This is a genomic window from Mariniluteicoccus endophyticus, from assembly GCF_054780035.1.
On the sequence record NZ_BAAGXC010000021.1, the window covers coordinates 26,494 to 39,295 of the forward strand.

The following is a 12,802-nucleotide window of genomic DNA, read 5'->3' on the forward strand; positions in this document are numbered from 1 at the left end:
TCATCTCAGGTCGTCGGGGTTCGCCAGGCCACCCTTACCCTCCGGGCCGTCCGGCCACGGGTGAGGCCCGCCGTCGGCGTACCAGCCGGCGTATCGCCGGAGGAGTGTGTCGTCCAGCGCATCGGCGATCACGGCCAGCTGTGTGCCGCGCTGCCGCATCAGCGCGATGGCGCGGGCGCCCTCGTCGCTGTTGATCCGACACACCAGATAGTGGCCGCGGACCCGCCACGAGAACGCCAGCTGCTTCATGGTCTCGACGACCCTCGGCGCGAGGAAGGCCGTCGCGTACGCCCTCGCCTCTTCGGAGTCGTCCCAGCCCGTGACGTGGTATAGCCGGTCGAAGGCCATGTCGCCGGTGTCGACGTCGCCGGCTCTGTCAATCTTGCCCGTCTCGCGCTCGACGGTCAGCGGCGGAAGATCGCCGCGAAGCGGGACGAGCAGAACCAGGGCCCTGCCGCCGCTGGTGTCCACGTGCTCGAACGCCGTGAAGGTCACCGGTTCCCCGGAGCGCGTACGCCTGCCCGCCACCAGCCCGTCGATGCGGTTGGCGTATCCACCGGGACCGAAGCTGTCGGGCGGGGCCGTGTCACGCCAGAGCCCGGTGATGCCCGTGGCCGTGGGGTCGAACGAGAAGGTCGAGGGGATGACCGAGGGGTCGGCAAAGATGTCCTTCCTACGGCGCTCGGCCGTGGCACGTCGGCGGGGGCGTCCGGAGTCCTTGGGCCAGGAGGCCCGGACCCACCAGACCAGGGCCGCGCAGACCACGGTGCCGACAGCCGGCCAGACCAGCCACGGGCCGGGGTCGACGAACGCACCCACCACGAGCACGACAGGGCTGACGAGGACCCCCAGCAGGATGAACACACAACCGAGCTCGGCCCTGCGGCTCTCCTCCTCGTAGCCCCTTCTCCTGCGCCTGCCCACCGGCCCATCGTGCCACGGGCGGGGCCGAGGCGCCGGAGCCCGGATCCGAGGAGGATCCGGGCTCCGGCGCGACTCGGTCAGGCGTCACTCGCCCAGCTGCTCCTGAACCGGGGGCGGGGCGGCCGCGTCACCCGCGATGCCGTCGGCCGGCGACAGGGACTCGGCCTTCTTGCGCGTCGTGCGCTTCGCTGCGGTCTTCTTCGCCGTCGCCTTCTTGGTCGTCCGACGCGTGACCGTCTTCTTCACCGGGACATCGATCGACAGCTCCGTCTCCGGGTCCTTCGTCAGCTCCGGCGCCGGGGCGTCCGCGGCCAGACCGTCGGCGGGCGACGCGGACTCGGTCTTCTTTCGCGAGGCCCGCGTACGCTTCGCCGGCTTATCCGGCGCCTCGGCCGCCTGGTCGGCGGTCAGCGGCGGGACCAGCGGATCGTCGTGCGACAGCGCCGGGGCGGGGGCATCAGCGGCCAGGCCGTCGGCGGGCGAGACCTGGTCCCGGCCGCCGTCGGCGGGCAGCTCGGCCTGGGCCCCGTCGGTCGTGGCCCGGGCGGTCTCGGCCTGATCGGCCTCGACACGGCGCGCCTCAGCCGTCTCGTCGGCCGGGAGCGCGGCCGAGGTGGACTCGGCCGATGCGACGACGGACTGGTCCTTCGTCTCGTCGGGCTTCACCTCGTCCGACTTCGGCTTCGGATGGGGGAACTTGCGCCTGACCGGCTCGGACTGCTGCTGGTCGTTGCCGCCCTTCGTGCCGCCGTTGTTCCCGGACCCGTTGTTCCCGTTGTCTCCCGACCCGCTGTTGCCGTTGTCGAAGTTGTTGCCGCGACCCTTGCCGCCACGGGAACGACCCCGGCCACGACCGCGATCGCCGCCGTCGGAGGGGGCCTGCGTCTCGACGGGCATGTCGTGGATCTCGTAGCCGCGGCCCTTGCAGTGCTCGCAGTCCTCGGTGAAGGCCTCGGCGAGACCGGTGCCGATCTTCTTGCGCGTCATCTGCACCAGGCCCAGCGACGTGACCTCGGCGACCTGATGTCGCGTACGGTCGCGACCCAGGCACTCCACGAGGCGCCGCAGCAGCAGCTCACGGTTGGCCGGCAGGACCATGTCGATGAAGTCGATCACGATGATGCCGCCGATGTCGCGCAGGCGGAGCTGGCGTACGACCTCCTCGGCCGCCTCGAGGTTGTTCGACGTGACCGTCGCCTCGAGGTTGCCGCCCGTGCCGGTGAACTTGCCGGTGTTGACGTCGATGACCGTCATGGCCTCGGTGCGGTCGATGACCAGCGAGCCACCCGACGGCAGGAAGACCTTGCGCTCGAGCGCCTTGGCGATCTGTTCGTCGATGCGGTGACGGGCGAAGATGTCGCCCCGCTCGGGGTCCCAGCGCTCGATGCGCTCGGCCAGGTGGGGGGCCACGTGGGTTACGTACGCGGTGACCGTGTCGTACGCGTCGTCAGACGTGCCGTTGCCGGAGATGACGAGCTTCGAGAAGTCCTCGGTGAACAGGTCACGGACGATGCGGACGGTCGGGTCGGGCTCGGCGTACAACTGCTGCGGCGCCTGGCCGCTCTTGACCTTCTTCTCGATGGCCTCCCACTGGGCCTTGAGACGGTTCACGTCGCGGACGAGCTCGTCCTCCGACGCGCCCTCGGCGGCCGTGCGCACGATGACCGAGGCCTCGTCCTGGACGAGCTCGCCGAGGATCGACTTCAGGCGCTTGCGCTCGGTGTCGGCGAGCTTGCGGGAGATGCCCGACAGGTGACCGCCCGGCGAGTACACCACGTAGCGGCCGGGCAGCGATATGTGGTTGGTCAGGCGGGCGCCCTTGGCACCGACCGGGTCCTTCGTCACCTGAACGAGGATCGGCATGCCCGACTTGAGGACCTTCTCGACCTTCTTCTGCTGGCCGTCTGAGCCGAACGAGTCCCAGTCGACCTCACCGGCGTACAGCACGGCGTTGCGGCCGCGGCCGATGTCGATGAAGGCCGCCTCCATCGACGGGAGCACGTTCTGGACGCGGCCGAGGTAGACGTTGCCGATCAGCGACGACGCCGAAGCGCGGTCTACGTAGTGCTCCACGAGCACGTCGTCCTCGAGGACGGCGATCTGCGACAGCTCCTCGTTCTGGCGGATGACCATCGTGCGCTCGACCGACTCGCGTCGGGCCAGGAATTCGGACTCGCTGAGGATCGGGGTACGCCGGCGCCCGGCGGCACGGCCCTCGCGGCGACGCTGGCGCTTGGCCTCCATGCGCGTCGAGCCGTCGATGCCGGTGACCTCGTCGGACGCCTTCTTGCGCGGCTCACGAACGCGATCGACGACCTCGACGTCGGCGTCGTCGTCACCCGACGAGGCCGAGTCACCACGGCGGCGGCGGCGACGCCGGCGGCGACGGCCCTCGGAATAGTCTCCCTGCTCGTCGGAGTCGTCGTTGTCGCTGTCGTCGTCCGAGTCGCCGGAGCCCGGCTCGTCGGTCGACTTCTCGTCGTTCTCGTCGTCGTCGGAGCGGTCGTCGCCCTCGTCTGAGTCGTCGTCGTTCGATCCCTGGCCCCCACGGCGACGGCGACGTCCACCGCGGCGGCGGCGCCGGCGGCGGGGCCGGCCGTCGTCGGAGCCGTCGTTGTCCTCCCCGCTGTCCCCGTCGTCGTCGGAGTCGTTCTCGCCGTCGTCGGATTCGGCGGTCTCCTCCTGCTCGGAGGTCTCGGACTCGTCAAGTGTGGGAGCGGGCTCACCCTCGGCCGTCACCACCACGTCATCGGCGTCCGCGGCCGACTCGTTGTCCTCGGGCGTCCCGGTGTCGGCGGGGGTGGGCTCGGAGAACGGGCTGGCCACCTCGCTGCGGGGGCGGCGCGTACGCGGGGCGTCTGTCGCCGTCTCGGTGCCGACGTCGACGATGGCATTCGCATCGGCGCTCGGGGTCACCTCTGCGGGCGGCTGTTCGCCGGGAGCCTGGTCGACGACGGCCGGGCCGGCGGGAGCCTGGGCACGAGTGGCGCGCTTGCGCGGGGTCCGCTTGCGCGTCGTACGTGCGGCGTCGTCGGTGTCTGCGACCCCGGTGGCCTCCTCGGCGGCCTCGGCGGACCGGGCCGGCTGGCCGGCCTCGGTGGGGGCCTCCGGCAGCGGCATCGGCGGGGCGGCCTTCCGCACGGCCCGCTTGCGCGCGGGCCTCTTCGCCGACGTCTCGGCCTCAGGCTGCGCCGTCACGACCGCCGGCTCGGCGACGGCGGCCGCACTCGTCTCGGCGGCGGGCGTCTCGGCGGCGGGGACGTCGACCGGCGGACCCGCCGGTCGGCTGGCCGCCCTGCGGCGGCGCCGCGGGGCGGGGGCGGTGTTCTCGTCACCCGAGGTGGTGGTGTCGTTCGTGGGCTCGTCGAGCATGCGACTCCTTCGCCGACCCGCGTCGGGCCGACCTCGCTGGGCGCATCCGTGGGGCGCCGCAAAACCTGTGGTTCGTTCCCGGGCCGAGCGATCTCCCGCGGTCGCGTACGTCGCGGTGGAGATCCGAATCACAACCTGACACCTTGTGAAGCCTGCGGCTGCTCGGGATCGACCGGGCCGCCGGCGGCGACCCGAACCTGCCTCCACTATCCCACACGTCCCAACCTGCGTACACGTCTGTCACCGGCGTGGTCAGCGCACCGACGAGAGGCCGATATCTGCCCCTTGGAGCGTGACGGCCAGCGCACGCTGCTCGTCATCTCCGCAGGAGACGACGTGGAACCAGACGTGGTTCTGGCCCTCGAACCCGGGCGGCTCAAACCTCGGCGGGTGACTGGACGAAGGCGCGTCGTGAGCGACGGCGGCCCCGTCCGGGGCCACCACGGGTGATCAGACCGTCAGAACGGGCACTCCAGGCCCGACTCGGTCAGCTCCCCCTGCGCGAGCCGGGTGAGCAGCGCGTTCTTCGGCACCTCGAGCTCTGGGGTCACGGCCACCAGTCCGTTGATCACGTCGTCGGGGCGCACCAGCGGCGTGCCGTGGCGGGCCACCAGTGCGATGCCCGTCCCGGTCGCGCGCAGCTCGACGACGGCCTCGCGTGCGTCGAAGGTGCGCATGCCGTTCTTGGTCATGCGCTGCACCTCGACGTGCTCCTCGGCGAGGAACGCCGCGACAGCACGCTCGAGCAGCTCCGGATCGGCCACGTCGAAGTCGACCTGCCACGCGGAAGCGGCCAGCCGGTCGGCCAGCGCACCGGGAGTGGCCTCGACGACCGCGAGGACGTCCAGACCGGGCGGGAGCGCGGCGTCGAGGGCCGCGCGCACCTTCTCGGGGTCGCAGCGCTCGGACAGGCCGATCTCCAGGTATTCGGCCTCGGTGGCCGCACCGGTCGGCGACGCGTTGGCGAACGAGACGCGCGGGTGGGGGTTGAACCCTGACGAATAGGCCATCGGCACCGCAGCGCGACGCAGCGCGCGTTCGAACGCCCGTCCGAAGTCGCGGTGGGAGGTGAAGCGGGCCCGGCCGCGCTTGGCGTACCGGATGCGGAGCTTCTGCACCGGCGGCGCCTGCTGCTCGGGCTGTCGGCGCTTCTTCGACGAGGGATCTGACACGACGCGCTAGCCTACCCGGCGACCCACACCGCACCGAACCCCGGAAGGAACCGGCGAGACCCACCGTGGAGCGCACCTCCCTGTCCACCCGACCGTGGCTCATGCTCACGGCACTGCTGGTGCTGGCACTGAACCTCCGACCGACCGCCTCGGCACCCGGCCCCGTCCTCGACCTGATCCGTGCCGACCTCGGGATGAGCGGCGCCGTCGCCGGTCTCCTGACGTCGTTGCCGGTACTCTGTTTCGCCGCGTTCGGCGCGCTCGCGCCGATGCTGGCCAACCGGTACGGCGGCCATCGTGTGGTGCTGGTGTCGGTCGTGGCCATGGTCGTCGGCCAGATCCTCCGCCTCCACGTCCCGGGACAGGCGCTGTTCCTGGCCGCATCGGTCGTGGCGCTGGCCGGCATGGCGATGGCCAACGTGCTGCTCCCGTCCCTGGTCAAGCAGCATTTCCCCGAGCGCATCGGCTTGGTCACCGCCCTGTACTCGACGTCGATCATCGTGGGTCTGACCGCGGCCTCGATGCTGACCGCTCCCCTGGCTCTGGCCGCCGGTGGCTGGCGGCAGGCCATGTGGGCCTGGGTGCTGCTCGCGCTGGCCGCCGTCGGCCCCTGGCTGGTCATGCTCGCCCACGACCGCGGCCACGTGCCGAGCCACGGTGCGTCGCGCATCTCGCTGTCCCGGGTCGCACGCACCCCGCTGGGCTGGTGCATGGCCCTGTTCTTCGGCTTCCAGTCGGGCTCGGCGTACTCGGTGTTCGGGTGGCTGGCCTCCATCTACACCGACGCGGGTGCCTCACACGCCGCCGCCGGGCTCTACCTCGGCATCGCGACCGGCGTCGGCATCCCGCTGGGCTTCCTGCTGCCCGCGTACACGGCCCGCAAGAACTCGCCGTACGCGCTGCTGGTCGCCATCGGCGTCGGCGGCGCCGTCGGCTATCTGGGTCTGGCGTACGCCCCGCTCGCCGCGCCCGTGGCGTGGGCGCTGCTGGTGGCGATCGGCACGGCCGCCTTCCCGATCTTCCTCGCCCTGATGGGCATGCGGGCCCGAACCAGCGAGGGGACGGCGGCGCTGTCGGCGTTCGCCCAGAGCGTGGGCTATCTGGTCGCCGCACCGTGGCCGATCCTCATGGGCGTGCTGCGCGACGCCACCGGCTCCTACCACTGGCCGCTGATGATGCTGACCGCAATGCTGGTGCCGGTCACCGGTTTCGCCCTGCTGTCCTCGCGCCCGCAGTGGCTGGAGGACCAGCTGCCGCAGCGGTGACGCCCCGACTGGGGTGACCACAGGGTCAGGGCTTATGGTTCACCCGTGGCCCGCCAATACCTGTTCTGTCCCGACGACGACGGGGAGAAGGTCGAGATCGCCGTACGCGGTCGCCAGATCCTCGCCCGCCCGATGATCAACTTCGGCACCGCGTACTCGTTGGACGAGCGCCGCCAGCTCGGGCTGAGCGGCCTCTTGCCGCCGGCCGTCTCGACGCTCAACGCCCAGGCCAAGCGCGTCTACGAGCAATACCGCAACCAGCCGGACGACCTGAGCAAGAACGTCTACCTGACCGCGCTGCAGGACCGCAACGAGATCCTGTTCTACCGCGTCGTCAGCGACCACCTCGAAGAGATGATGCCCATCATCTACACGCCGACGATCGGCGAGGCGATCCAGAAGTTCTCCCAGTGGTTCAACCGGCCCCGCGGCATGTTCCTGTCGATCGAGGACGCCGACAACATCGAGGACGCCCTGCGCTCCTACGGCCAGGGTCCCGACGACGTCGACCTCATCGTCGTCACCGACTCCGAGGGCATCCTCGGTATCGGTGACCAGGGCGTGGGCGGCATCCGCATCTGCGTCGGCAAGCTGACCGTCTACACCGCCGCGGCCGGCATCCATCCGCTGCGCGTGCTGCCGATCGTCCTCGACGTCGGCACCGACAACATGGAGCTGCTCAACGACGAGGGCTACCTGGGCGTCCACCAGGCTCGCGTCCGCGGCAAACGCTACGACGACTTCGTCGACTCGTTCGTCAAGGCGGCCACCAAAATGTTCCCGAAGGCGCTCGTCCACTGGGAGGACTTCGGCGCGGCCAACGCTCACCGCATTCTCGAAAAGTACCGCGACGAGATCTGCACCTTCAACGACGACATCCAGGGCACCGCCGCGGTCGTCGTGGGCGCCGCACTCGCCGCGGTCAAGGCCAAGGGCGAGACGATGTCCGAGCAGCGCGTGGTGATTCACGGCGCCGGCACGGCAGGTGTGGGCATCGCCGACCTGCTCACCCAGGTGCTCGTCGACGAGGGCATGCCGGTCGAGGAGGCCCGCAAGAAGTTCTGGTGCCTCGGCTCGCGCGGCCTCATCCGAAGCGACTCGAAGATGCGTCCGTTCCAGGAGCCGTACGCGCGCACCACCGCCGAGGTGACGGACTGGGAGCTCGACGCCAAGGGCCGCTATGAGCTGCTCGACGTCGTCCGCAACGTCCAGCCGACCATCCTCGTCGGCACGTCCGGCCAGCCGGACACCTTCACCGAGAAGGTCGTCCGCGAGATGCACGCCCACTGCGCGCGTCCGGTCATCATGCCGCTGTCCAACCCGACCAAACTCACCGAGGCGCTGCCGTCCGACGTGCTCGAGTGGACCGACGGCGATGCGATGATGGCCACCGGCTCGCCGTTCGAGCCCATCCACCATGAGGGCGTGGAGTTCGAGATCGCCCAGGCCAACAACGCGCTGGTCTTCCCCGGCATCGGCCTGGGAGTCATCGCGGTGCGCGCCACACGCGTCACCGACCGCATGATCGCCGCGGCCGCCCGCGCCGTCGCGGAAATGACCGACGCCACGAAGCGAGGCTCCGCGCTGCTGCCGTCGATGGCCCACCTGCGGGCCGTGTCGGCGACCGTCGCCCTACGCGTGGCCGAGGCCGCCGCCGAGGAGGGCGTGGCGACGGTCGAGCTCGAGAACCCCATCCAGGACATCTACGACAAGATGTGGAAGCCGAACTACCCCCGGGTGAAGGTCGTCACCAACGAGCTGACGCCCAAGCGCAAGGGCTGACCCCTCCGGTCCCGACGATCGGGACATTCTGAGCTCGTGGCGTCGATGGTGGGTGGCTTCCCCGCATTCGTGGCCATGGCAGAGGCGGAGTGCATCGCTTGGGGGCGGCGGTGGCGGCACCAGCTGATGAGTGACGATCAGTCGCTGGTGGGCTGGACCAGCCAACAGCCGTCGTGCATGAGGGTACGGTCGGCCGACTCGCACTCCCCCCGCCACGCCTGGATCCGGCGCGGGCGGACGATGAACATCGTCTCGTCGTCACCCGGGCTGTGACCGCTCTGGACCTCGTACGCGGCCAGCAGGTCGGGGTGCTCGCGGCGCATGTCGGCCACGCTGTGACGGTCGGAGACCTCCGCGTCGATGACGACGCAGTCGCGGCTGCCGCCCACGGCCACGCGTACGCGCGGGTCTGCCTCGAGGCGGCGTGCGGTCGGCCAGTGGGCACCGATGGCGACGAGCACGGTCTCCTGATGCCATGCGATGGGCACCGGCGTCACATGGGGGGTCGGGCCCACGGTGGCGACCCACCCGTCGAGGCCCGCGGAGGACAGCAGGGCCAGCGTGTCGGCCCTGCGCTCGGCGTACGCGCGCGGCTCGGTCATGCGGCCACCCTAGCGTTCACCGGCGGGAAGGTATCACTCGGCGGCGAGCGCGGAACGGACCTTCGGCAGGGGCAGCAGCACCCTGTCGGTGGGGCCGATCTGGATCTCGGTGTCCATCTGGGGGCACACGCCGCAGTCGTAGCACGGCGTCCAGCGGCAGTCGTCGACCTCCTGCTCGTCGAGGGCGTCCTGCCAGTCCTCCCACAGCCAGTCACGGTCGAGGCCCGAGTCGAGGTGGTCCCACGGCAGGACCTCGTCGTAGTCGCGCTCACGCGTGGTGAACCAGTCGAGCGACACGCCCAGCTGGGTGAGCTCGCGCTCGGCGAGCGCGGTCCAGCGGTCGTAGGAGAAGTGTTCCGACCAGCCGTCGAAGCGACCGCCGTCGCGCCACACGGCCTCGATGACCCGGCCGACGCGGCGGTCGCCGCGCGAGAGCAAGCCCTCGATGATGCCGGGCTTGCCGTCGTGGTAGCGGAAGCCGATCGCTTTGCCGTACTGCCTGTCCTCGCGGATGACGTCGCGCAGCTTCTTCAGCCGCTCGTCGGTCGTCTCGACGTCGAGCTGGGCCGCCCACTGGAACGGTGTGTGGGGCTTCGGCACAAAGCCGCCGATCGAGATGGTGCAGCGGATGTCGCGGTGGCCCGCGGCCTCACGGCCGGTGGCGATGACGCGCTTGGCCATGTCGGCGATCGCCAGCACGTCCTCGTCGGTCTCGGTCGGCAGGCCGCACATGAAGTAGAGCTTCACCTGGCGCCAGCCGTTGGCGTACGCGGTGGCGACCGTGCGGATCAGGTCGTCCTCGTCGACCATCTTGTTGATGACCTTGCGCATGCGCTCCGAGCCGCCCTCGGGGGCGAAGGTCAGCCCCGAGCGGCGGCCGTTGCGCGACAGCTCGTTGGCGAGCGTGATGTTGAAGGCGTCTACGCGCGTGGACGGCAGCGACAGCGACACGTTCGAGCCCTCGTAGCGGTCGGCGAGCTGCTTGGTGACCTCGCCGATCTCGGTGTGGTCGGCGCTCGACAGCGACAACAGGCCGACCTCCTCCAGGCCGGTGGCCTGCAGGCCCGCCTCGACCATGGAGCCGATGGTCTCGATGTTGCGCTCGCGCACCGGCCGGGTGATCATGCCGGCCTGGCAGAAGCGGCAGCCCCGCGTGCAGCCGCGGAAGATCTCCACCGAGTAGCGCTCGTGGACCGTCTCGGCCAGCGGCACCAGCGGCTTCTTTGGGTAGGGCCACGCGTCCAGGTCCATCAGCGTGTGCTTGGCGACGCGGAAGGGTACGCCGGGGCGGTTGGGCGCCACGCGCTGGATGCGGCCGTCGGGCAGGTAGGTGACGTCGTAGAACTTCGGGACGTAGACCCCGCCGGTCTCCGCCAGGCGCAGCAGCAGTCCGTCGCGGCCGCCGGGGCGGCCCTCGTCCTTCCACTCGCGGATGATGTCGGAGATCTTCAGCGAGATCTCCTCGCCGTCGCCCAGGACGGCGCAGTCGATGAAGTCGGCGATCGTCTCGGGATTGAACGCCGCGTGGCCACCGGCGACGACGAGCGGGTCGAACTCGCGTCGGTCGACCGCGTGGACGGGCATGCCCGCCAGATCGAGCGCATTGAGCATGTTCGTGTAGCCCAGCTCGGTGGAGAACGACACGCCCAGCACGTCGAACGCGCCCACCGGGCGGTGGGCGTCGAGCGTGAACTGCGGGATGTCGTTGTGCCGCATGACCTGCTCCATGTCCGGCCACACCGCGTAGGTGCGCTCGGCGAGGATCCAGTCGGTCTCGTTGAGCACCTCGTACAGGATCGCGACGCCCTGGTTGGGCTGCCCGACCTCGTACGCGTCGGGATACATCAGCGCCCAACGCACCTGAGTGGCGTCCCAGTCCTTGACGACGGAGTTGTGCTCGCCTCCCACGTACTGGATCGGCTTTGACACCGCCGACAGAAGGGGCTCGAGGCGCGCGAAGACCGGCTCCGGCGAGGGAGCCTGCGTGGACAGCGTGTGCGTGGTCATAGGAGCCCAAGCGTACGCGGCCCGCGCGCAAGGAGCGAGCCGCACGAGGGGCCTCCCCGTCTCCGGCCGCGGGGTCCCACTCGGAGAACAGAGGAAGGGCCGAGCCAGCACCAACCCACCCACTGCTCTTCGAGCGAGCGCCAGCGAGACGAGGAGCACGTTCCTCCCTCAGCGAACACCGCGGACGCGGGGGTCCATCGCGGCCTCCAGCGGGTAAGTTCGCAGGTGACTCTTCGTGTCCGACAGTTTCGTCACCGGCGCTCGTTAGAGTTGCTGCGTCCCTCGGGCGTGGGGGATGCAATCGTTCGAACCAGGAGTTGAGACATGGCGCGCATCGGAGAGAGCGGCGACCTGCTCAAGTGCAATTTCTGCGGAAAGAGCCAGAAGCAGGTCAAGAAGCTCATCGCCGGCCCCGGCGTCTACATCTGCGACGAGTGCATCGACCTGTGCAACGAGATCATCGAGGAGGAGTTCTCCGAGGGCTCCGACATCGGCCTGCTCGACGACCTGCCCAAGCCGAAGCAGATCTGCGAGTTCCTCGACTCCTACGTGATCGGCCAGTCCGCCGCCAAGAAGGCGCTCGCGGTGGCGGTCTACAACCACTACAAGCGTGTCCAGGCCCAGGCGGCGTCCACGCCGCGCCGTGCCGCCGACGACGACGGCGTCGAGCTCGGCAAGTCCAACATCCTGCTCATCGGACCGACGGGCTGCGGCAAGACCTACCTGGCCCAGACGCTGGCGAAGATGCTCAACGTCCCCTTCGCCATGGCCGACGCCACCGCACTCACCGAGGCTGGCTACGTGGGCGAGGACGTCGAGAACATCCTCCTCAAGCTCATCCAGGCGGCCGACTTCGACGTCAAGAAGGCCGAGACGGGCATCATCTACATCGACGAGATCGACAAGGTGGCGCGCAAGAGCGAGAACCCGTCGATCACGCGCGACGTGTCCGGCGAGGGCGTCCAGCAGGCCCTGCTGAAGATCCTCGAGGGGACGACGGCCTCGGTTCCGCCCCAGGGCGGCCGCAAGCACCCCCACCAAGACTTCATCCAGATCGACACGACCAACGTGCTGTTCATCGTCGGCGGCGCCTTCGCCGGTCTCGAGGACATCATCGACCAGCGCATCGGCAAGCGCCCCATCGGCTTCAACAACGACGCGGAGACGCGCAAGCCGGCGTCGGACGACCCGTTCGCCGAGGTCCGTCCCGAAGATCTCACCAGGTTCGGCCTGATCCCAGAGTTCATCGGCCGCCTGCCGATGATCTCGACCGTCACGCCCCTCGACCGCGAGGCCCTCATCCGCATCCTCGTCGAGCCGCGCAACGCCCTGGTCAAGCAGTTCCGCAAGCTGTTCGAGCTCGACGGCGTCGACCTCGAGTTCACGCCCGGGGCCATCGAGGCCGTCGCCGACCTGGCCCTCGCCCGCGGCACCGGCGCCCGCGGCCTGCGCGCGATTCTCGAGGAGGTCCTCCTCAACGTCATGTACGACGTGCCCAGCGAGGACGACATCGCCCAGGTCATCATCACCGACGAGGTCGTCAACGCCAGCGCCCTGCCCACCCTGGTCCCCCGCTCGGCCCAGCCCAAGCGTGAGCGCCGCAGCCGCAGCGCCTGACCTCCACCCGACCGTCCCGCAGGGTTCCGCTCGTCGAGCGGGCCCTGCGTACGCCTGCACG

General features: G+C 70.1%; 7 protein-coding genes and 1 pseudogene. 3 read left to right on the plus strand and 5 right to left on the minus strand.

The window, feature by feature from the left end:
• The 3 genes and pseudogenes from ACYVGD_RS10295 to ACYVGD_RS10305 form a co-directional block, all read right to left on the minus strand.
• Nucleotides 1–924, minus strand: a complete 924-nt coding sequence (locus ACYVGD_RS10295) for a hypothetical protein (RefSeq protein WP_460743462.1) — start codon at nucleotides 922–924, stop codon at nucleotides 1–3.
• A gap of 804 nt (nucleotides 925–1,728) precedes the next feature.
• A pseudogene (locus ACYVGD_RS10300) lies at nucleotides 1,729–4,296 on the minus strand (Rne/Rng family ribonuclease); the annotation flags it as partial.
• Nucleotides 4,297–4,754: 458 nt separating this feature from the next.
• Nucleotides 4,755–5,468, minus strand: coding sequence for a TIGR03936 family radical SAM-associated protein (locus ACYVGD_RS10305; RefSeq protein WP_460743464.1), 714 nt, complete (start codon nucleotides 5,466–5,468; stop codon nucleotides 4,755–4,757).
• Nucleotides 5,469–5,533: 65 nt separating this feature from the next.
• On the opposite strand from ACYVGD_RS10305, the gene ACYVGD_RS10310 reads away from it, so the two are divergent.
• Nucleotides 5,534–6,733, plus strand: coding sequence for an MFS transporter (locus ACYVGD_RS10310; protein WP_460743466.1), 1,200 nt, complete (start codon nucleotides 5,534–5,536; stop codon nucleotides 6,731–6,733).
• 45 nt (nucleotides 6,734–6,778) lie between these two features.
• Nucleotides 6,779–8,515, plus strand: coding sequence for an NAD-dependent malic enzyme (locus ACYVGD_RS10315; protein WP_460743468.1), 1,737 nt, complete (start codon nucleotides 6,779–6,781; stop codon nucleotides 8,513–8,515).
• 137 nt (nucleotides 8,516–8,652) lie between these two features.
• Here the strand turns inward: ACYVGD_RS10315 and ACYVGD_RS10320 are convergent, their stop codons facing one another.
• Together ACYVGD_RS10320 and ACYVGD_RS10325 are read right to left on the minus strand one after the other, a co-directional pair.
• The gene (locus tag ACYVGD_RS10320) at nucleotides 8,653–9,117 is read right to left on the minus strand and encodes a pyridoxamine 5'-phosphate oxidase family protein (RefSeq protein WP_460743470.1); all 465 of its coding nucleotides are present in this window, start codon (nucleotides 9,115–9,117) and stop codon (nucleotides 8,653–8,655) included.
• Nucleotides 9,118–9,150: 33 nt separating this feature from the next.
• Entirely contained in the window at nucleotides 9,151–11,124 is a 1,974-nt protein-coding gene (locus ACYVGD_RS10325; RefSeq protein WP_460743472.1) for a TIGR03960 family B12-binding radical SAM protein, read from the minus strand.
• Nucleotides 11,125–11,448: 324 nt separating this feature from the next.
• Here ACYVGD_RS10325 and clpX point away from each other — a divergent pair, with 324 nt between their 5' ends.
• Nucleotides 11,449–12,741: an ATP-dependent Clp protease ATP-binding subunit ClpX gene (clpX, locus tag ACYVGD_RS10330; protein WP_460743474.1), complete on the plus strand. Its 1,293-nt coding sequence runs from the start codon at nucleotides 11,449–11,451 to the stop codon at nucleotides 12,739–12,741.
• Nucleotides 12,742–12,802: the final 61 nt, after the last annotated feature.